This is a genomic window from Sphingomonas sp. SUN019 (assembly GCF_024758705.1).
Lineage (GTDB): Bacteria > Pseudomonadota > Alphaproteobacteria > Sphingomonadales > Sphingomonadaceae > Sphingomonas.
In genome coordinates, this window is the sequence record NZ_CP096971.1 from 3,786,375 (window position 1) to 3,807,233 (window position 20,859).

The 20,859-nt window shown below is 66.5% G+C and carries 19 protein-coding genes; 10 read left to right on the forward strand and 9 right to left on the reverse strand.

All coding sequences use genetic code 11. From position 1 onward, the window contains the following. Window positions 1-59: 59 nt before the first annotated feature. From M0208_RS18370 to M0208_RS18385, 4 genes are all read right to left on the reverse strand, one after another. Complete coding sequence (locus M0208_RS18370) at window positions 60-1,166, reverse strand: SET domain-containing protein (RefSeq protein ID WP_258893110.1); 1,107 nt, start codon at window positions 1,164-1,166, stop codon at window positions 60-62. Between the two features lie 118 nt (window positions 1,167-1,284). After that, on the reverse strand, window positions 1,285-2,358 hold the full coding sequence (gene dinB, locus M0208_RS18375; protein ID WP_258893111.1) for a DNA polymerase IV: 1,074 nt from the start codon (window positions 2,356-2,358) through the stop codon (window positions 1,285-1,287). A 10-nt stretch (window positions 2,359-2,368) separates the two neighbouring features. Continuing rightward, on the reverse strand, window positions 2,369-3,721 hold the full coding sequence (locus tag M0208_RS18380) for a cytochrome P450 (RefSeq protein WP_258893312.1): 1,353 nt from the start codon (window positions 3,719-3,721) through the stop codon (window positions 2,369-2,371). Between the two features lie 41 nt (window positions 3,722-3,762). Beyond that, complete coding sequence (locus tag M0208_RS18385) at window positions 3,763-4,890, reverse strand: hypothetical protein (RefSeq protein ID WP_258893112.1); 1,128 nt, start codon at window positions 4,888-4,890, stop codon at window positions 3,763-3,765. Window positions 4,891-4,911: 21 nt separating this feature from the next. On the opposite strand from M0208_RS18385, the gene M0208_RS18390 reads away from it, so the two are divergent. The 3 genes from M0208_RS18390 (at window position 4,912) to M0208_RS18400 (ending at window position 7,369) form a co-directional block, all read left to right on the forward strand. Beyond that, entirely contained in the window at window positions 4,912-5,205 is a 294-nt protein-coding gene (locus tag M0208_RS18390) for a hypothetical protein (RefSeq protein WP_258893113.1), read from the forward strand. Continuing rightward, the gene (kdsA, locus tag M0208_RS18395; RefSeq protein WP_258893114.1) at window positions 5,202-6,029 is read left to right on the forward strand and encodes a 3-deoxy-8-phosphooctulonate synthase; all 828 of its coding nucleotides are present in this window, start codon (window positions 5,202-5,204) and stop codon (window positions 6,027-6,029) included. The genes M0208_RS18390 and kdsA overlap by 4 nt, the downstream gene beginning before the upstream one ends. A 545-nt stretch (window positions 6,030-6,574) precedes the next feature. Further along, on the forward strand, window positions 6,575-7,369 hold the full coding sequence (locus tag M0208_RS18400) for a class I SAM-dependent methyltransferase (RefSeq protein WP_258893115.1): 795 nt from the start codon (window positions 6,575-6,577) through the stop codon (window positions 7,367-7,369). Window positions 7,370-7,570: 201 nt separating this feature from the next. Here the strand turns inward: M0208_RS18400 and M0208_RS18405 are convergent, their stop codons facing one another. The 5 genes from M0208_RS18405 to M0208_RS18425 form a co-directional block, all read right to left on the reverse strand. After that, complete coding sequence (locus tag M0208_RS18405) at window positions 7,571-8,143, reverse strand: histidine phosphatase family protein (protein ID WP_408988122.1); 573 nt, start codon at window positions 8,141-8,143, stop codon at window positions 7,571-7,573. Beyond that, the gene (locus tag M0208_RS18410; RefSeq protein ID WP_258893116.1) at window positions 8,143-8,949 is read right to left on the reverse strand and encodes a 3-deoxy-manno-octulosonate cytidylyltransferase; all 807 of its coding nucleotides are present in this window, start codon (window positions 8,947-8,949) and stop codon (window positions 8,143-8,145) included. Before M0208_RS18410 ends, M0208_RS18405 begins: the two co-directional genes overlap by 1 nt. A gap of 22 nt (window positions 8,950-8,971) precedes the next feature. Further along, window positions 8,972-9,976, reverse strand: a complete 1,005-nt coding sequence (locus M0208_RS18415; protein WP_309547040.1) for a KpsF/GutQ family sugar-phosphate isomerase — start codon at window positions 9,974-9,976, stop codon at window positions 8,972-8,974. A 254-nt stretch (window positions 9,977-10,230) separates the two neighbouring features. Continuing rightward, complete coding sequence (locus M0208_RS18420; RefSeq protein ID WP_258893118.1) at window positions 10,231-11,388, reverse strand: polysaccharide biosynthesis/export family protein; 1,158 nt, start codon at window positions 11,386-11,388, stop codon at window positions 10,231-10,233. Window positions 11,389-11,489: 101 nt separating this feature from the next. Then, window positions 11,490-12,161: an ABC transporter ATP-binding protein gene (locus M0208_RS18425; RefSeq protein ID WP_258893119.1), complete on the reverse strand. Its 672-nt coding sequence runs from the start codon at window positions 12,159-12,161 to the stop codon at window positions 11,490-11,492. A gap of 71 nt (window positions 12,162-12,232) precedes the next feature. Here M0208_RS18425 and M0208_RS18430 point away from each other — a divergent pair, with 71 nt between their 5' ends. The 7 genes from M0208_RS18430 to M0208_RS18460 all read left to right on the forward strand — a co-directional run bounded on the left by M0208_RS18430 (window position 12,233) and on the right by M0208_RS18460 (window position 20,739). After that, on the forward strand, window positions 12,233-13,363 hold the full coding sequence (locus M0208_RS18430; protein ID WP_258893120.1) for a glycosyltransferase family 1 protein: 1,131 nt from the start codon (window positions 12,233-12,235) through the stop codon (window positions 13,361-13,363). Window positions 13,364-13,374: 11 nt separating this feature from the next. Continuing rightward, the gene (locus M0208_RS18435; RefSeq protein ID WP_258893121.1) at window positions 13,375-14,694 is read left to right on the forward strand and encodes a glycosyltransferase family 1 protein; all 1,320 of its coding nucleotides are present in this window, start codon (window positions 13,375-13,377) and stop codon (window positions 14,692-14,694) included. A gap of 71 nt (window positions 14,695-14,765) precedes the next feature. After that, window positions 14,766-15,581, forward strand: coding sequence for an ABC transporter permease (locus M0208_RS18440; RefSeq protein WP_258893122.1), 816 nt, complete (start codon window positions 14,766-14,768; stop codon window positions 15,579-15,581). Between the two features lie 52 nt (window positions 15,582-15,633). Beyond that, a complete protein-coding gene (locus M0208_RS18445) occupies window positions 15,634-16,800 on the forward strand; it encodes a lipopolysaccharide biosynthesis protein (protein ID WP_258893123.1) in 1,167 nt (388 codons plus the stop codon). A 26-nt stretch (window positions 16,801-16,826) separates the two neighbouring features. Continuing rightward, complete coding sequence (locus M0208_RS18450) at window positions 16,827-18,179, forward strand: beta-3-deoxy-D-manno-oct-2-ulosonic acid transferase (RefSeq protein ID WP_258893124.1); 1,353 nt, start codon at window positions 16,827-16,829, stop codon at window positions 18,177-18,179. Further along, a complete protein-coding gene (locus M0208_RS18455) occupies window positions 18,176-19,435 on the forward strand; it encodes a capsule biosynthesis protein (RefSeq protein WP_258893125.1) in 1,260 nt (419 codons plus the stop codon). Before M0208_RS18450 ends, M0208_RS18455 begins: the two co-directional genes overlap by 4 nt. Then, window positions 19,426-20,739, forward strand: coding sequence for a glycosyltransferase family 4 protein (locus M0208_RS18460; RefSeq protein ID WP_408988123.1), 1,314 nt, complete (start codon window positions 19,426-19,428; stop codon window positions 20,737-20,739). Before M0208_RS18455 ends, M0208_RS18460 begins: the two co-directional genes overlap by 10 nt. The last annotated feature ends 120 nt before the right edge of the window (window positions 20,740-20,859 follow it).

Genomic DNA, 20,859 nt, shown 5'->3' on the forward strand with positions numbered 1-20,859 from the left:
GCTGCCACCTCCCCTTGCAGGGGAGGATTACGGTTTGACCGAACGTGGCAATTTCGGCTTCAGGCGACCTTCTCCGCCCGTTTCGCATCGCCGCGCAGGTACGGCGCGACCAGGTTGCGCGCGCGATACCAGTCCTGCCGATCCGGCGGCAGGGTATCGAATGCCGCGATGGTCCCCCGACAAGCCGCCGCCCCGCATTCGCATTTCATCGTCCAGCCGCCGTCCGACAGCGTGGTCGAATAATCCCAGTTGATCTCCTCGCCCGCCACAATGTCGCGCGCGGCGATCAGGAAGACGCCGTCGGCCATGAAGCGCAATCCGGCGTTCGGCGCGCAATGATGGTTGATCAGGTCGTCGATCGCGCCCGATGGCCCCAGATACTGGTCGCGCGCGATCTGCAGGAAGCGGTCGCCGCGACCCAGCAGCTTGCGTGGCACCCGCGCGGCGGCGATCCGGCGGCCGGAAAAGCGCACGATGGTTTCGCCCTCCATGAAGTCGACGCGCGCGAACACCGCCTTGCCGAGATGATTTGCGCCGACCGAGAACGGGTTCACCGCCGGGGCGTAAGCGTCCAGCACGCGCAACCGCCCTTCGCGCCAACCGAACGAGCGCAACGGGTTGATCGTCGGCAGCCCGATCATGAACCATACGCTGGCGTGGCAGACGAGTTCGACGACGATATAGGCATATTCGCCGACGTCCTGGCTACCCGTGCGCGTCGCCAGCAGCAGGGTGGCGAGATCGCCGACGGTCCACAGTCCCCAGGCGGGCGATCGTTCCCGCGCGCGGTCCACCCATACGCTGCGCCACGTCGGCCAAAAGCTGATCGGGACCGCCGCGACGACGATCATGTGCGCCCAGAACGCTTCGCGAAAAACGAGCCAGAGTACGATCGCGGTCAGGCTGACGCCCATGCAGACGCTTTCCACCGCGTCGGGCGCGCTCCAGCGCGAGCGCCGCCACAGCGCCAGCGCGACCGTAAGGCAGGCGACGGCGGACACCAGGAAGACGATCGATTGCGGCGTGCCGGGGTTGACCGCGGCATAGGTCACCGCCTCGATCGCGGTGGCGCTCCCCCAGATCAGCCACGACGCGCGGTTCGGCTCGACCAGGCGCTGGTTCAGCCCAGCGAGATAGATCGCATAGCCCGCGAAGCTGGCGAGCACGGCGACGATGAACCACGGTTCGAAGATTACGTCTGCCCCCAGCCGGTCTGTTAACCACGCTATCGCAAGTGCGAGTCGCCGTCCAGAGGGTCAGGATTTCCGGCGAGTCGCACGCTTTTCATAGCGGCAAGGCGGGCTGATCCGGCGCGTTGTCCTCGATGATCCCCGAGAGCGTCAGCCCCAATAGCCTGACACCGCCCTCGACCGGAAGTTCGCGCTCCAGCAACTCCGCGCCGACGCGTTCGAACATTGCGCGATCCTCGATGCCGTTCGGAAACGACTTCGCGCGGGTACACGTTTCAAAATCGGCGCGGCGCAGTTTCAGCGTCACCGTCCGCCCGCGCGTGCCGCTGCGATCGATCCGCACCCACGCCGCCTCTGCGACCGTCGACAGCGCCGCCGCAATCTCATCTCGATCGTGCAGGTTGGTTCCGAACGTCCGCTCCGCGCCGACCGACTTGGCTTGCCGATGGCTGCGCACCGCGCGGTGGTCTATCCCGCGGGCGGCCTTGAACAGATACTCCGAATAGCTGCCGAAATGTGCGCGCAGGAACTCGATCGGCTGGTCGCGCAGGTCCGCCCCGGTATCGATTCCGAGGCGCGCCATCTTGGCCGCGGTAACCGGACCGACGCCGTGGAAGCGTTTGACCGGCAGCGACGCGACGAACGCCGCGCCCTTCGCGGGCGGGATGACGCAGATGCCGTCGGGCTTGTTCTGGTCCGACGCCAGCTTCGCGATGAACTTGTTGTAGCTGACGCCCGCCGACGCGGTCAGGCCGGTATCTTCCCTGATCCGCGCGCGTATCTCCTCGGCGATCGCGCGCGCCGAGCCGAGGCCGCGGATGTCCTCGGTCACATCGAGATAGGCTTCGTCCAGCGACAAAGGTTCGATCAACGCGGTGTAGTCGGCGAAGATCGCGCGGATCTGCCGACTGATCCCGTGATAGACGTCGAAGCGCGGCTTGACGAACACCAGGTCCGGACATTGCCGTCGCGCGGTGACCGACGGCATCGCGGATCGCACGCCGAACGCCCGCGCCTCGTAACTCGCCGCCGCCACCACGCCGCGTGCGCTGGAGCCGCCGACCGCGACGGGTTTGCCGCGCAGCGCTGGATCGTCGCGCTGTTCGACCGACGCGTAGAACGCATCCATGTCGATATGGACGATCTTCCGGGTTTGTTCTTCCGGCATAACCTGCGCGTTAGCGTGCGGAGAGGTGCAATCGCAAGCCGTTCTTCGGGCGAAGCGTCAGGCGGCTGACGGGTTCGGGTTTGTCGCCGTCCACTGCGGAAAGGTCGAACGCGCGGACCATCGCCGCGATCACCACCATTGCCTCCTGCGTCGCGAAGCCTGCGCCGACGCAGACGCGCGGGCCCTGGCCGAAGGGGAGGTACGCGTCCTTGACGCTCGCCTTGTTGGCCGGATCGTCGAAGCGGGCGGGGTCGAAGGCGTGCGGGCAGGGCCAATGGTCGCGATTGCGCTGGATCAGCCACGGCGACACGACCAGCATCGCACCCGCCGGCAGGGTCTTGTCACGGAATTGCGTAGGACATGTCACCTCGCGCGGCAGGAAGCTGACCGGGGGGTACAGCCTGAGCGCCTCGCGGAAGACGTTGCGCGTCATCGTCATCCGCTTCAGCGCGTCGGCGGTCGTGGGCTCTGCGGCCTCGGCGCGCACCGCGTCCTGCGTCGCGCGATCCTCGGCCAGGCAATATAGCGCCCAGCACATCGCGCTGGCCGAGGTCTCATGCCCGGCCAGGAAGATCGTCGAAACCTGTTCCATCACGCCGGTCAACGTGAACGGTGCCCCGGTCTGCGGGTGACGGGCGTCGAGCAGACCCTGCAGGATATCGTCGTGCGCTCGCTCCCCCCGTGCGTGATAGGCGTCGTACCGGTCGCGGACGATCTCTGCGAACGCGGCATGGATATCGCGCGCCGCACGCCGCGATGCGGCCATGTAACCCAGCGTCGGCAGGCGATAGAAGCGCAGCATCGACGCCGATTGCGCATGGCGCTGAAACCGGTGGAATCCTCGGTAGATCTGCTCCGCGCGGTGCGCATCCAGCCGGATCGAGAACAACGTGCGGAAGATGACGTCGGCGGCGACGTGGGTCATCAGCGGATCAAGATCGACCGGCTGGCTCAGGTCGAGCGCTGCGATCCGTGCGACGATGTCGTCGGCGGCGTCCTGCATCATCGCCAGCGTGCGGCCCGACGCGGTATGCTGGAACACGCGATTGACCATCGCGCGCTGTTGTTGCCAATCGTCGCCATTGGCGGAAAACACGCTGTTGCCGATCGCGGGATCGAGCGTCTGGACGAGCAACCGGTGCTTCGGAAACTCGCGCCACCCGTCCATGATCCGCTTCACCAGCGGCGGATCGTTGGCGATGTACATATGCAGGCCGGGAGTGTGGATCTCCCCCATCTTCATCGTGTAGCTTTTCGCGAACAGCACGTGGATCCACGAATTCCAGCCACGGACGAAGCGCCGGAACAGCGACGATTTCGTCGGATGCGGATCGGGGTAGGGGGGCACGAAGCGCCCGTCGATCACCGCGCCGCCGATGTTGGCCTGCTTCACCCTCCCTCGCCTCATCCGATCGCGCGGAATTCGGCCACCGACTGATCGATCGTGCGCGGGCTGGCCATCAGGCTGGGATAGTCGATCGGCGATACGCGGTCGCCCGTGCGCAGATAATCGAAGTGGATTTCGTATTTGTTGGCATAGCCCTTGTGATAGGTCGCGGGCTCGTAGAACAGATGGAATCTGGGGGAGAGCAATTCCATCCGCGGCCGCGCTTCGGCCCCGACGATCAGCATCGGATTGACCCCGAAATAGGCCGCGCCATCGGGGGGCGATCCGACGTCGATCCAGCGGAAATCGTGCGTGCCGAGGCGGCGCAACTCGCCGTGAAAGCGGGTCGCGTCGCGACGGCAGGCGATCAGCGGAATGCAATGCCCCATCGTGACCAGCGCGAAGTTCGCGGGCAGCGGACCGGGCATCCGATCGAGCAGGCGATTCATCAGCGATACCGCCAGGATCGAGCCGTTGCTGTGCGTGATCAGCAGCACCTCGTCCCACGCGCCATCGAGTTCGCCGACGATCTCGTCCGCAAATTCGTCCAGCCGCGCGTCGACCGCGGCCTGTGTCGCGCCGTCCGCGCTCAGTTCGCCGTTGAAGATGAAGAAGCGCAGCAGCCACGGCGCATGCACGCGGGTGAGAAGAGGCCGCGCGAGCAGCACGCCTGCGACCAACCCGATCAGCAGCGCCACCCACCACGGCAGCCAGATCGCGGCGATGCCCCAGACCGGCAGCGCGATCAGCAACGGCAGCAGGATCGTCAGGATCGGCGGATAGAACAGCGTGATCAGCGGCGCGATCCCGAGCGCCTTCGCCTTCGCCATGTCCAGGTTGCGCGCGATGCCGCGATAGTAGCCGATTGCGCGCGCCGCGAGCGCCAGCGGATTGCGGATCCACGCCGCGCTGACGATGTCTTCCCAGCGCAGGAAGCTGTATTCGGTGGTGACGTCGCGCGTTTCGTTGCGGATCGTCCAGTCGCTGCGGATCGCGGATTTCTTGCGGCGGCGCGATTGCGTGGCGACCTCGCCGGTCTTGTCCGACCAGCGCGCCATCTGTTCGGCGAGCAATTGCTGATAGAACCGGACGCCGCGCGGATCGAAGCCGCCGACGTAGAAGACTTTCCGCTTGAACCCCGCCATGCCCGAACCCTAGACGATCGCATGGCGAACGGGGAACGAAATTACTGCTTCTTTCTCGATGCTCACAAATACAATCGCAATGCCGGCTGCCGCCGCCACGACAACCTTTACGGCATCGCGGGAGGCGGGACCGAGCAGGATCGTTGGCGGGTCGACCGGGAGTTCCTGGCGTATATGCGCGCGCAGGGCGATCCGATGGCGCTGCCGTCGTGGATCGGTTGCGTGCTGTTCGGCTGGTTCTTCTGGAATTATCATTCCGGCCGCTGGCCGTGGCGCGGGCAGTTGCTGCGCCGGTTCGTGAAGGCGAAATCATGACCGACGTCAGCGTGCGCGAGGTGACGTTCGGCAATGCGCGGCCGTTCGTGCTGGTCAGCGGGCCGTGTCAGATCGAGAGCCGCGACCATGCGCTGCGGCTGGCCGAGGCGCTGTCGGGCATGGCGCGCGCGGGCGGCGTGCCGTTCGTGTTCAAATCGTCGTTCGACAAGGCCAACCGCACGTCGGTGAGCGGGCGGCGCGGGGTGGGGATCGACGAGGGGCTGCGCATCCTGTCCGATATTCGTGGGCTCCTCGGCTGCCCGGTGCTGACCGACATCCACACCGCCGAACAGGCCGCGCCCGCCGCGCAGGCGGTCGATATCCTGCAGATCCCCGCGTTTCTGTGCCGCCAGACCGACCTGCTGGTCGCGGCGGGCAAGACCGGGGCTGTGGTGAACGTGAAGAAGGGCCAGTTCCTCGCGCCGTGGGACATGGCGGCGGTGGCGGAGAAGATCGCCTCGACCGGCAATGAGCGCATCATCCTGACCGAACGCGGCGCGAGCTTCGGGTACAATACGCTGGTCAGCGACCTGCGCGCGCTGCCGATCATGGCGCGGACCGGGTATCCGGTGATGTACGACGCGACGCACTCGGTGCAGGCCCCCGGGGGCTTGGGCGGCGCATCGGGCGGCGACCGGGCTTTTGCGCCAATGCTGGCGCGCGCGGCGGTCGCGGCCGGCGTCGCGGCGGTGTTCGCGGAGGCGCACGACGACCCCGACAACGCGCCGTCGGACGGCCCGGTGATGCTGCCGCTGGAATGGATGCCGGGGCTGATCGCGACGCTGAAGCGCATCGATGCGGTGGTGAAGGGGGCGGAAGGCTAAGGCTTTCACCGTCCCGCTAGGGGCACCAAAAGTCACGGTAAAGTCCCACCTGTGCGCGCTCGGTCGATCGTGGTCCGACGCGGCCGTGGATTGAACCGAAGTTCACACAAGTTCACACGAGATGGGCCGCCCAAATGGCCCTGAAGACTATTTGAGCGAGCGTGTTTGAATGACCGTGTGGCCAGAGCGCGGCGCTTGTCCGAATGTTGAGAATGTTGAAACGCTGGCGTTGTTTTGCCGCCGCGGATGAGCGCGTTCGTGCTGGAAGAAATTGACGAAGTGAAAGAGCGTTTGCGAGCCTGCGGCCCATACCAGAGCGTCTTCATGTAGGAAAACGCGTCGTCCGATCCGAGGCAAATTTATGACGGTCATAAGAGAGGTAGACGTGGTGACGGTGTGACTGGGCGGTCAGGGGTGGCTATGGAAAAAATTGCCGGTCTCACCTCAAAGAACGTCGTCACGACAAAGATAAATTGTTGTATTTGCTATCTTTACTGGTAGCGAAAGTGATGACAAAAGCACGGCGGGCATCGATCGGGGGATCCATGAGTATTTTTGAAGAAATTGTGACGCGTTGCGACGGTATGCTCTCGCCCGCCGCCTATCAGGCACTTTATGAAGCTGGGCGTCGTGGCGGATTGATCGTCGAGGTTGGCACTGCGCTGGGCGCGGCGACTGTGGCGTTGGCGCTTGGACTGAAGGATTCCGGCCGTCCCGGGCGAGTCATAAGCTTCGATCCAATGTTGGGCGGACCTCGTCGCCAGATATCGACATCTTCGGCGCGGGTCGATCACATTACGGAAAGCCTGCGGCATTTCGCGGTCGACGAGTTCGTTACGCTGGTAACGTCGACGCTTCCGGATGGTCTGGGCAGAATTCCGGCGGATGAAAAGATCTCGGTGTTGGTGATTGACGCGGATGGCCGGATCGATCGCGATCTGATCGCCGTATATGACATGGTCGAGGCTGGCGGGATGATAATCGTCGACGATGTTCTGGACAAGGTTCGTTTGAGAAAAAGTGGAAACAGCAAGTACAGGATAGACGCAAAAATGCGGCTATCCTATTTGTTGGTGAAGATATTGGAGGATGACAGGTTCATCTCTCCTATGTTTGCGGTGGGCAATACATATTTTGGTGAAAAGCCTTATCTCTTCAACGCGCCGATCGACCCGATAAGAATGCTTGAAGGCTATCGGCAGATAGTATTTTGTGATGCGCGCATGTCCAAGGGCCAGATGATGCGGTATCGAATTTTGAGGCTCGCCGAGCGTCACATGCCGCGCCAGCTTCAACATGCGCGTATGATGTATCGAAGGCGGGTTGAAGCCACGCAGTAGCAGTGATGATCGATCTGGGTGCTTCGCGTTGCTTTGGTTTTCGGGGAATTTTCAAGCGCATTGCTTTCCTCCCCCTCCGTCACGCTCCGCGCACCACAGTGTTGGGGCGCCCGTGCTCCCAGCACGGGCTTGGATTGCCGGGGGCAATCCAACCCGACACTCCCTGGCGGGGGAGGATTATGCGACGCATAGCGTGGACCATCAGTTTGGCCGTACATCCCAGCGATTGATTTCCGCCTTGCCGCCCTCCCATGACACCTCTCCGAAAGCCCCGGTTCGCAACTTCGCGGGCGGCAGGTCCAGCACCAAGCGCGCGTAGCGGGCGGCGCCGTTGCTGGTGACCAGCAGCGTGTCGCCGGGGGGTGGGGTGGTCAGCCAAGTGCGCCATGCCTCCAGCCGCGCTTCGGCGTCCACAGTCCAGCCGGGGGGCGGTTCGGCGTTCTCTTCCCATGCCCGCAACGCGGGTGCGCCGATGCGGGCGATGACTTGGGCTTCGGTGCGGTTTTCGTCGGGGCCGTGGTCGATTTCGCGGAGCCAGCCGGTTGGCTCGATCGTGCAATCGGGCGCGACGATCGCGGCGGTCTGGCGGGTGCGGAGGAGGGGGGAGCACAGGCAGCGGGCGAAGCGGACGCCGCGGGCGGCGAAATGAGCGGCGAGCGCTTCGGCCTGGGCGCGGCCGCTGTCGACCAGGGGCAGATCGGTGCGTGCGCCGATGCGGCGGGGTTCTTCGTGCGGTGCGAAAGTGTTGCCGTGGCGGACGATGAAGGCGCGCATCAGGTCAACGGGTCGCCGTGTTTGGCGATCAGCGCCTCGGCGCGGATGATGTCCTCCTCGGTATCGATGCCCGATATGTCGAAGCGGGCGGGGGCGACCTCGACCGTGGCGATCATCTGGCCGAGTTCGAGCAGGCGCAGTTGTTCCAGACCCTCGAGCGATTCGAGCGCGGTCGGCGGGTGCGCCTCGAACGCCTCCAAGGCGGCCAAGCGATAGGCGTAGAGGCCGACGTGCCGCCAGACGGGGGAGGGGTCTCCCGTGGCGCGGAGGGCGGCTTCGTCGCGCATCGCGGGCAGGATCGTCTTCGAGAACCACATCGCGCGGCCGTCGGGATGCCGCACGCAGGTGGTGCCGCTGAACGGCGCGGCCTGCTTGTGGGCGCGCAACGCGTCGAGCGCGGCCCAGTCGAGCCGGACCACGGGGGTCGCGACATCGGCGTTGCCCATGCGCAACGCGGCGACGATCGCGGCGAGCGCGCCTTCGGGCTGGAACGGTGCGTCGCCCTGCAGGTTGACGATGATCTCGGGCGATACCGGCTGGAGGTGCGCGGCGGCGAGGGCGCGGCCCGAGCCGGAGGCGATGGCGGGGTCGGTCAGCACCGCGTCGCACCCGACCAGTTCGGCGTGCGCGGCGATACGTTCGTCGTCGGTCGCGACCACCAGCGTTGCGGATGGTTCGTCGGCCAGCGCCCGCCGGGCGAGCGCGATCGTGCGGTGGAGCAGGCTGACGCCCGCGATCGTCCGCAGCGGCTTCATCGGCAGCCGCTTCGACGGGCCGCGCGCCGGGATGACGACGAGCAGGTTCATGGCCGAAGCGCGGTAAGGCGGATCAGGCGACGCCCGCGCGCAGAACGTCGTGCATGTGGACCGCGCCGACCAGCCGGTCGCCGTCGCGCACGAACAGCAGCAGCACGTTGCGTTCATGCATCTGGCGGACGGCCTCTGACGCCAGGTCGTCGGGGCTGATGATGAGCGGGGTCAGCGTCATGAACTGGCTGACCGGTTCGGACATGGCGCGTTCGCCGGTCACCGTGCGGCGGAGGTCGCCGTCGGTGAACACGCCGACCAGCCGCCCATCGTCATCGACCACCGCGGTGCCGCCGAGGCGCGCGCGCGTCATCTCGATCGTGGCGTCAAGCAACGACGCGTCGCCGCGCACGCGCGGCACGTCGGCCCCGCGCGCCATGACGTCGCGGACCTTCAGCAGGCGCGCGCCGAGGCGGCCGTTGGGATGGAATTTGTAGAAGTCCTCGGCCGAAAAGCCGCGGCGGTGCATCAAGGTGATCGCCAGCGCGTCGCCGAACACCAGTTGCACGGTGGTCGAGGTCGATGGCGTCAGTTCGATCGGGCACGCCTCGCGCACCGACGGCAGGCGGATGTGGAAATCGGCCGCCTTCGCGGCGGTGCTGTTGGCGCGGGTGGTGACGGTGACCGTGCTGATGCCGAAACGCTTGCAGTAGCGAAAAATCGACGCGAGTTCGGTGGTTTCGCCCGATCGCGTGATGATCAGGACGACATCCTCTCCGGTGATCATGCCGAGATCGCCGTGTCCGGCCTCCGCCGGATGAAGATACATGGCGGGCGTGCCGGTCGACGTCAGCGTGGCGGTGATCTTTCGCGCGATGATCCCACTCTTGCCCATGCCGGCGACGATCACGCGCCCGCGCGATTCGCCGATCAGGTCGACCAGCCGGTCGAACCCGGCGGCGAATTCGGGTTCGTTGAAGCTAACCTCCAGCGCGCGCAGCCCGTCGGCCGCCAGCGCGACCGTCCGCGCCCCGACCGATTTGTCCGCCGCGCGCTTGCGGAACGATACCACGCTGTCCGGCGTCATGTTCATCGACCTGATCCACCCTTTTCGCCGTCCGGCGTCCGCAGTCCGCAGGCGTCGGGCAGGCGATCCACGCGACCGCCGATCCAGAGCGACATCCACGACCCTTTGCCCCCAAGGCTGGCGATTATGCGCCATCACCAAAGACGAGCACTAACCCGGATATAGTATTCGGACCGAAAAAGCAGCGTACTTTTCGTCCAAATTCGGGAAGCAATACGACGATCAGCCGGGGACAGTTCTGCGATCGAGCGGCGTTACTGCGCCACGGCGCGCACCGCCAGGATCGGGCTGAACAACTGGCCGAGGATGCCGGCCAGCTTGCCAGGGGCGTTCGACGACGCGCCCGCAATGTAGATCACGTCCTTGTCGTGCATCCCGATCCGCTGCGACAGGAAGTAACTGTCGGGCCGCACCATGTTGAGCCGGTAGATGATCGGCTTCTCTTCCGGGCGGTCCGCGGTCGGGGTCACGTAGCGGAACAGATAGACCGCGGACGGATCGGCCAGCCGGTCGCTCGGGCCGCCGATCCGCGCCAGCGCCTCCGCCATCGACAGCCGGTCCGCGCCGAACGCGACCTGGCTGACCTTCTCGCTCGCGCCGAACACCAGGAAGGTGCGCGGGCGGTTGAACAATTCCACCCGGTCGCCGGGCAGCAGCTGGATGTTCTGCGCGCCCGACGCGTCCACCGCGCTGAGCCGGGTTTCCGCCGATACGCCGTCGCGCGTCAGCCGCACGATCATGTCGTCGGGCTGATTAACCGTGCCGCCCGCGCGCGCGAGCGCGTCAAGCAGCCGTTCGCGCGGCATGCGCAGCGGCATCCGCCCGGGCGCGCGAACATCGCCCGACACGTAGAAGACGTTGAAGGCGTTGTCCTTCACCGACACCAGCGCCTGCGGACGTTGCGACAGGCCGCGCAGCCCGCGTTCGATCAGATTCTGGACCTCGGCGGTGGTCTTTCCCAGCACGTTCACCTTGCCGACGTAGGGCAATTGGATGTCCCCGGCCGAATCGACCACCACGTTGCTGAGCGCGGTGCTGCGCGCGGACGGATTGAACCGCCCGCCCTGCGCCGACGAATCGTTCGGGCCGGTGAACAAGGTGACGCCGACTTCGTAGACGTTGATGTCCAGCACGTCGCCAGGGCCGAGCGTGTCGATCCGGCCGGGCCGGTCGAGCGCGGCCAGCCCGCCGACCGGCGGCGGGGCGAACGCCAGTTGCTGCGCCGATGCCGCGTCGATGTCGACGATCGTGAAGCCGGTCTGGTTGTTGTTCTTCAGCGCGCCGTTGATCTGCGCGGCGGTCGGCCCGCTGCTGGGCAGCGTCGAACAGCCCGTCAGCAGCGCAGCGACGACCAGCAGGGACGCGTTGCTCCACAGTCCGGGCCGCATCCGAACGACATCGGCGTACCGCATAACTATCGTGTCCCACACAGCGGCAACGCGCCGACCCCCATATTGTCGACGCGGTTATCGTCTGGGCCGCGCAAGTTCAATGCCCGCGCGCAGATACCGGATCAGGTCGCGTCGGTCGGAAAGCTCTGCAACCGGTGATGGACGTCGGCGGCCTCCTGGATCGTGTCGTACATCGTCACCGTGTTGCCATAGACGACCGCGCCGCGTTCACAGTAACGGAACAGGGTGTTGGGATCGTGCGACACCATCACCAGCGTCCCGGTGTCGCGGCGTTCCTGCAACGCTTCTTCCGAGCGCACCTTAAAACGTTCGTCACCCGCGCCGGTGATTTCGTCCACCAGATAGCAATCGAACTTGATCGCCAGCGATACGCCGAACGCCAGCCGCGCCGACATTCCCGCCGAATAGGTCCTGATCGGTTCGTGAAGATAGGATCCGAGCTGTGCGAAATCCTGTACAAAAGCGATCATCTCTTCTTCGTTCGCGCCGTAGATGCGCGCCATGAAGCGGGCGTTGTCGGCCCCGGTCAGCGCGGGGTAGAAAGCGGAGCTGTAGCCGATCGGCCACGATACCGACATCGACCGGCGAACGCGCCCGGTGGACGGCCGCTCCACCCCGGCCAGCAGTTTCATCAGCGTCGATTTGCCCGCGCCGTTCGCGCCGCAGATGCCGATCGCGTCGCCGCGGCGGATCGTGATGTTGACATCGCGCAACACCTCGTTGTCGACACTGTGGCCGTGATAAATCTTGGAAACATTCTCGAGAACGATCATCGCGGCTCCGGACTTCGTGCGGCGTCGTGGTAGAGGATCGACCGGTTCAGCAAAAGGTAGCGCGGCAAAAGATGCGGATCGTCGTTGACGGCCGTCTGGATGCGAGCGCGGCGACGGGGGTCGCCAGTTATGCCCGCGCCGTTCACGAAGGGCTGAGCGCGATCGGCCGCGCGCCGCTGATCCTGGACGATGCCACGCACGGGCAATTCGGGACGCCGTCGCCGCCGCTGGCGCGCGCATGGCGCGGCGTGCGGGGGAGCGTGCCGCTGGCGATCCGGCTGAGCGAGCGTGGTGGGCGGCTGATGGCGCGCGACGTGTTCCGGCTGGCGCAGGCGCGCTTTGCGCTGACCGGGCGGTTGTTGCGCCTGACTGCACCCGGCCCACCGGGGGTGATGCACTGGACCTATCCGATCCCGGCGCGGATCGAGGGGTGGCGCAATGTGTACACCGTTCATGACGTCATCCCGTTGCTGGATGCCGGGTTCAGTCCGATCGATCCCGAGCGGTTGCGGCGGCAGTTGGCGGCGGTCGCGGCGGGGGCCGACCGGATCGTGACGGTGTCGCAATGGGCGCGAGGCTCGATCATCGATACGCTGGCGCTGGATCCCGCGCAGGTGACCGATTGTGGTTTGGCGGTCGCGGGGATGAGTCCGGCCGACGCGCTGCTTCCGGGCGGGCTGGCGCGGGACGGATACTTCCTGTTCTGCGGGCTGACCGAGCCGCGCAAGAATCTCGACCGTATCATCGCCGGGTGGGCGGCGAGCGGATCGGGCCGGCCGCTGGTCGTGGTCGGGCCGGATGCCGCGTCGATCGCGCCGCGCGCCGGTCTGGTCGCGCTGCCGTATCAGCCGCGCGGCGTGCTGATCGATCTGATCGCGGGCGCGCGGGCGCTGGTGTTCGCGACGCTGGAGGAGGGGTTCGGCCTGCCGATCGCGGAGGCGATGACGCTGGGGACGCCGGTGATCACGTCGGATCGTGGCGCGCCGCTGGAGGTGACGGGCGGGGCCGCGCTGACCGTCGACCCGGCCGATGTCGCGCAGATCGCCGCCGCGATCGCGCGGCTCGACCAGAGCGACGATTTGTGTGCGGCGCTGAAGGCGCGCGGACTCGAGCGCGCTGTCGCCTTCACCGCGGCGGCGTTCGGCGTGCGGCTGGCGGCGCTGTACGACGAATTTGCTGGCGATTCGAGGATGTCCGGGTAAGCGTCGGCGCGATGGGGGATGATCGCGCGTCCGCGCCCGCCGTCGGGATCGACGGCTTCAATCTTGCGCTGACCCACGGCACTGGGGTCGCGACCTACGGCTTTTCGCTGGCCGAGGCGGCGCGCTCGCTGGGGATGCGGGTCGAGGGGCTGTTCGGCGTGCCGGTCGGGCGCGATCCGCGGCTGCGCGAGATATTGTTCTACGAAGCGATGGGGCGCGGCCTGCCGAACCGTCAAAGCCCACGCTGGCTGCGACCCGCGTTCGATCGCTGGGCGGTGGCGCGCGGGCTTCCGGTGCTGGATATCGATGCGCGCGGGCAGGTCGAGCGCCGCAGCTTCGGCGACCGCCTGCCGGCGTTCGACCGCCTGCGCAGTGCGGCGTTCCTGTTCGAGCGCGCCGATGCGTATTTCAAGCGGACACGCCGCTTCCTCACCCTTCGCATTCCCGACCCGCCCGAGATCATGCACTGGACCTATCCGGTGCCGCTGCGGATCGACGGCGCGCGCAACATCTACACGCTGCACGACCTGGTGCCGCTGAAGCTGCCGTTCGCGACGCTGGATCGCAAGCGACTGTACCACCGGCTGGTCGAACGCTGCGTGACGGACGGCGATCACATCGTGACGGTGTCCGAGTCGAGCCGCCGCGACGTGATCACGATGCTGGGATGCGCCGAGGACCGCATCACCAACACTTACCAGCACGCCGCCATGCCGCCCGACGTGCTGGGCGGGCAGGACGTGGCCGACGTGGCGGCGATCTTCGGCGTGCGGCCGGGGGCGTACTTCCTCTATTTCGGCGCGATCGAGCCCAAGAAGAACATCGCCCGCATGGTCGAGGCGTATCTGTCGACAAGCAGCGATACGCCGCTGGTGATCGTCGGCGCGCGCGCGTGGCAGAAGGACGAGGAAATGCGGCTGGTCGACTCGGTCGCGCGCGGCGGCGGTGCGGCGAGCAAGCGGATCATCCAGCTCGATTATCTGCCGCGCCGATTGCTGATGAACCTGGTGACGAATGCGCGCGCGGTGCTGTTCCCGTCGCTGTACGAAGGATTCGGTTTGCCGGTGCTGGAGGCGATGACGCTCGGCACGCCTGTGGTGACGAGCATCATGGGTTCGCTGCCCGAGGTTGCGGGGACGGCGGCGTTGTCGGTCGATCCCTACGACGTCGCGGCGCTGGCGGCGGCGATCCGCCGGATCGATGGCGACGCGACGCTGCGTCTGCGGCTGTCCGACGCCGGGCGCGCGCAGGCGGCGCGGTTCTCGCTCGACGAACATCGCCGGCGGCTTCACGCCGTCTATGCGCAAGTGCTCGCTTCGCCACCGCGATAACGAGCGATCGCTCTATCGACCTTGGCAGAGGTTTGCGGTAGCGGCGGAGCGATCGGGAGTCGGGGACAGGGATGGCGAGCGTTAGCGACGGTGCGATGGAGCGCGACACGCGGTTTCGTCGCGGGTTGCCGGTTCAGTTCCGCGTGACCGGCGCGTTGATGCTGCGCGAACTGCACATGCGGTACGGCCGCGAGAACATCGGCTACCTCTGGCTGATCCTGGAGCCGTTGCTGCTGGCGGCGATGATCGGCCTGATGCACCAGCGCGGGCCGGCGCATTTCGGCAGCGACATCAAGCCGGTGCCGCTGGCGTTGGTCGGATACTGCAATTTCATGACGTTCCGCGGTATCATCAACCGCGCCGAAGGCGCGTTGGAGGGTAGTGCGTCGTTGTTCTACCACCGCACGATCTCGGTTTTCGACATCCTGATATCGCGCGCCTTGCTGGAGGTTGCCGGCACCTTCGTCTCGTTCGTGATCCTGATCAGTCTGGCGATCGCGTTCGGCCTCGCCGGCTTGCCGGAGCGCCCCTTGTGGTATCTGCTCGGCGTGTTCCTGATGTTCTGGCAGTGTTTCGCGCTGTCGATGATCGTGTGCTCGATCACCCACGAGAACCGCTCGATCGGACGGCTGATCCATCCGATCACCTATATCATGATGCCGTTGTCGGGTGCCTTCTTCGTCCTGTCCGAACTCCCCAGCGAAGTCCGCAAGGTGTTCTACTGGGTGCCGCTATCGCATATCTTCGAACTGCTGCGTTACGGATGGTTCGATGCGGCGAACCCCGACTTTATCGATCCGATGTATCTGGGGATATGGCTGATGGCATCGACGTTGATCGGACTGCTTTTGATTTCCGTGGTGCGTAAGCGTATCGAGCTGAACTGACCGCGATTTGCGGCAGCGCGACAAGGGCGGTCGCGCATCTGGGGGAATACGAGTGCACGGTTTCATGACGCCCGCCGAGATTCGCGAAGAGGCTCGGCCGAGCGCAGCGGTTCGGGTTCGCGGACTGTGGAAGCGGTACAAATGGTTCGCGTTGGTCGTTCTCCTGCCGACATTGATCGTGGCCGGTTATCTCTACGCGATGGCGTCGGACCAGTTTGAATCCGAGGCGCATTATCTTGTCCGGTCTCAGGGCGGGGACAAGGGGTCGGCGGCGGGCGGCATCGGTGCGGCGCTGGGCTTTGCCGGGGCGGCAAGCGGCTCGCAGGGCGAGGCGATGAGCGTTTCCGATTATCTGACATCGCACGATGCGGTGGCGGCGTTGCGCAAGCGGATGGATCTGGTCGCGATTTTCCGGCGTCCCGAAGCCGATCTGCTCAGCCGCCTGACGGAGGCGGACCCGACACCGGAAGCGCTGCTGAAATATTATCGCAAGCAGGTGGTGGTCGATTTCGACAGCGAAACGGGCATCACCACGCTGACCGCGCGGGCGTTTCGTCGTGACGACGCGTACAAGCTGGCCGGCACCTTGTTGGCGCTGGGCGAGCAACGGGTGAACGAGATGAACCTGCGCGGTTTCGCCGATGCGGTCGCGCTGTCGCGGCGGCAGTTGGATGAAGCAGAGCGCAAGATCGCCAGCGTCCAGTCGCGCATGACGCAATTTCGTCAGTCCGGGCGCGACGTCGATCCGGCCGGAACCGCGCAGGCGCAGATCGGCGTGGTGTCGCGGCTGACGCAGGAACTGTCCGCAGCGCGCGCGCAGCTGGCGACGACCTCCAGCTTCCTGGGCGAAAGCAGCCCGCAGGTGCAGGCGCTGCGTCGGCAGGTCCGCAGCCTTGAATCGCAGCTGGGGTCGCAGAACGCGCGGCTGGCGGGCGGCGGCAACGCCATCGCCGCCGGGTTGGGCGCGTTCGAACAGCTGAAAGTGGAGCAGGAACTGCTGGCCAAGCAATATGAGGCCGCCAGCACGTCGTTCGAGCAGGCCAGGCAGCAGGCGGTGCGCCAGCAATTGTACGTGGTGCGCGTCGTGGATGCGAACCGCCCGGTCAAGTCGACCTATCCGAAGCGCGCGCTGATCACGTTGACGGTGTTCTTCGGGTTGCTGGTGACCTTTGCGATCGGCTGGCTGATCGCGGCGGGCGTGCGCGAACACGCGGTCTGACCCCTGACCGCCGCCGCCCCGACGCGATGACCGCCGACCCGCCGTTCCTTCGTTCGCCGCCGTTTCCGTGGGTCGACGCCGCGACCGCCGCGGTGTCGACGCCGGGCCGGTCGCGGGTCGCAGATCCGGACACGTTGCTGGCGGCGATCGCGGCCGCGCGGGTCGGCGGCGCGTTCTGGCGCAATTGCCCCGCGGCCCCCGCTGAAGCGATGCGCGATCGTATCGTGGCGGCGGTCGAGGCGGCCAGCTACCGCAATCCTTTCACCGGCGCGACGATCGATCCGCTGTCCGCGGTGGCAATCCTGGCTGACTGGCGGCGGATGATCGACGCCAATCGCGGCATCGCGGCGGCGGTCGGCATCGCGGCGTGGAAGCGGCCGGCGATGGCGCAATTCCTGTGGGACGGCGCGGCGAGCCCATTGTTCCTGGACGCCGACGATGCGATCGCGCGTGCGGGCGCGAGCGGAGGGGCAGTCGTCTATTGGCCGTCGCGCGTCGGGAGCGATTTTCACGCGAACGCCAGCGCCGCGCGGGTCGCAACGTGGCAGGTCGAGGACGGCTTCGTGCGATCCGCCGGGCTGGGCGCGGAATGCCATCCGCCGATGTCGGTGATCGTCGACGCAACCGGTGGCGCGTATTTCGATCCCGCCGCGCCCAGCCTGATCGAAAACATCCTGGCGACGCACGATTTCGACGCGGCGCTGCTGGTGCGTGCGGCGCGCCTGCGAGAGCGGATCGTGGCGGCGCGGATCGGCAAGTACGGCGTCGATCGCGGTCCGGCGGCGGCGTTACCGGCCGGGCGGCGCATCGTGGTCGCGATCGGACAGGTGGCGGACGACCTGTCGGTGCTGTACGGCGGCGGGGCGGGAGGGATGGACACGTTTCTGCGGCGCGTGCGGGCCGAGGAGCCCGACGCGCACATCGTCTATCGTCCGCACCCGGACGTCGTCGCGGGGCTGCGGCGCGGGGCGTCCGAAGGCCTATCGTCGGTCGATCAAGTCGCGACCGGGGGATCGCTGCTGTCGTTGATCGAACGCGCGGACGCCGTTCACGTATTGTCGTCGCTCACCGGGTTCGAGGCGTTGCTGCGCGGCGTCCCGGTGGTCGTGCACGGGACGCCATTCTATGCCGGATGGGGGCTGACGCGCGACCTGGTCCCGGCGCCGGCGCGGCGCGGCCGGGCGTTGTCGATCGATGCGCTGACGGCTGGCGCGTTGATCCTGGCACCGCGATACCGCGATCCGGTGACCGAACTGCCGTGTCCGCCCGAAGTTTTGGTCGAGCGGCTGGCGAACGGCGCGGCCGCGCCGATGACGTTGTTGAGCGGGTTTCGCCGCGCGCTGGGTCACACGATGGCATTGGGGCGACGCCGCGCATGATGCTGGAGGCGCATCGCACCTTCCTGTTCCTGCAGGGGCCGCACGGATCGTATTTCGCGCGGCTGGGCGGCGCGCTGGCGGCGCGCGGGCATGATGTCCACCGGATCAACCTGTCGGGCGGCGATCAGCACGACTGGCCGGGGCCGGCGGTAAGCTATCGCGGCAGGCAGGATAGCTGGCCGGTGTTCTTCGACGATTACATCGTCGATCATGGCGTGACCGACGTGGTGTTGTTCGGCGATTGCCGGCCGCATCACAGCATGGCGCACGGCATGGCGAAGCTGCGCGGCATCCGCGTCCACGTGCTGGAGGAAGGGTATATCCGGCCCGATTACGTAACGCTGGAGGAAGGCGGGGTGAACGGCCATTCGCGGATGCCGCGCGATCCGGCATGGTATCGCGCCGAGGCGGCGCGGCTGCCGCCCGTCCCGGATAGCGCGCCGGTCCCGTCCAGCTTCCGCCGCCGCGCCTATGAAACGGTGCGGCATCTGTGGGCGACCGCACTCTACAAGCCGTTGTATCCGTTCTACAAAACGCATCGTCCGCTCAGCCCGTTCGTCGAGGCGGTGGGGTGGTTGCTGCGCTGGAGCACGCGCGGATTGGAGCGGCGGCTGTCGGCGGTGGAGGTCGCGCGGGCGGTGGCGGAAAAGGAAGCGCATCCGTTCTTCCTCGCGCCGCTGCAGCTGAATTCGGACTATCAGATTCGGGTGCATTCGCCGTTCGGTGATATGCGCTCGGCGCTACGGTTGATGATCAAGAGCTTTGCCGAGGCCGCGCCCGCGCATATGCGATTGCTGGTGAAGCGCCATCCGCTCGATGCGGGACTGATTCCGTGGCGGCGCATCACGCGGTCGCTGGCCAAACGCTACGGCGTGGCGGACCGTGTGCTGTATGTGGGGGAGGCGGACATCGCGCCGTTGCTGCCGCAGGCGGCGGGGGCGGTGATGGTGAACAGCACGGTGGGCACGCTGGCGCTCAATCTGGGCATCCCGGTCGCGGTGCTTGGCCATGCGGTCTACGACGTCGAAGGCGTGGTCCATCGCGGTCCGCTGGAGGAGTTCTGGGATGCGCCGTCGCCGCCCGATCCGGCGTTGTGGGCGGCGGTGCGGCGCGTGTTCATCGACCGATCGCTGGTGCGCGGCGGATTCCTGAGCGAGGAAGGGCTGGCGATGCTGGTCGACAACGCCATTCCGCGCCTGACATCGACGCCGTCGGCGATCGCGGACAATGTCACGCGGGTGGCGCATTGGCGCTGAGGCCGTTCAGCGCGCCAGCGCAAATGCTGTTCAGCCGCGCGTTGCCGGGCAGGGGAAGGCCGAGCGGCCGTTCACGCTTTCCGATCGTGTTCGATCTGTCGCGGTTGCTCAGCCGTGCGTATTTCACGACGCCGACCGGTATCGACCGGGTCGAATTCGCCTATGCGTTCGAATTGCTGAAGCGCGTGCCCGACCGGTTGCGCTTTTCCGCGGTGCATCCGGCGGGCGGCTATTATGGAAGGCTGGAGATCGGCGCGGTCCGTCAGTTCCTGGCGTTCACGCAGGCGCGCTGGCAGAATCCCGGGCAGGACGAGGCGGAGGTCAGGGCGCAGGCGATCCGGCATCTGTTCGCGCTGCGTCCGCGCGCGGTGCCGGAGGCGCTGGGCCAGCGCGTGTACATCCAGGCGTCGCCGCATCATCTGGAAAACGGCAAGATGGTCCGCAGCATCCTGCAGGCCGAGCGCGCGCGGTTCATCAACCTGGTCCATGATGTCATTCCGCTGACGCATCCCGAATTCGCGCGGCTGGGCGGTGCGGCCGAACATGCGCGCCGCATCCGCACGATCGACGCCTTCGCCGATGGCATCATCGGCAATTCGCAATCGACGCTGGATGCGCTGGCCGAGCATCTGACCCCGCGCGAAGGCCGGATCATGCGCGTCGCGCATCTGGGGTGCGAATGGAGCGACGAGCCGCCGATCGCACCTGCCACCACGCCGCTGTCCGACCGGCCCTATTTCATCTGCATCGCGACGATCGAGCCGCGCAAGAACCATCTGCTGCTGCTGAACGTCTGGCGGCGGCTGGTCGAACAACTGGGCGACGCCGCGCCGCGTCTGATCCTGATCGGGCGGCGGGGGTGGGAGAACGAGAACGTCATCGACATCCTGGAGCGATCGACGGTTCTGCAGGGCCATGTGATCGAGGAGGCCGAAGTCGACGATCGCCGGCTGGCGCAATTGCTGGCGGGCGCGCGGGCCGCGCTGCTGCCGTCATTCGCCGAAGGATATGGCATGCCAGTCGCCGAGGCGCTGGCCGCGGGCGTGCCGGTGATCGCGAGCGATATCGAATCGTTGCGCGAGGTGGGTCAGGACGTTCCCGAGTATCTCGATCCGATCGACGGCCTGGGCTGGCTGGCCATGATTACCGAATATGCGCGACCCGATTCGGGACGGCGCGCGGCGCAGTTCGACCGCATGCTCGGCTGGTCGCCGGTCGGTTGGGATCGCCATATCTCCACCGTGCTGGAGGTGGTCGACACGCTGAACGAGCGACGGATGAAGAAGCCGGGCGAGCAGCCCTAGGGTCTGAACTCAATTGGAACGCGGTCGTGACGGAGCCGAATTTGGTGTTGGGCTAGGAGCAACGAGGGAGCGATGCTGAAGCATCGTGACCGAGGCGCGACGACGCCCGGCGCCAAATTC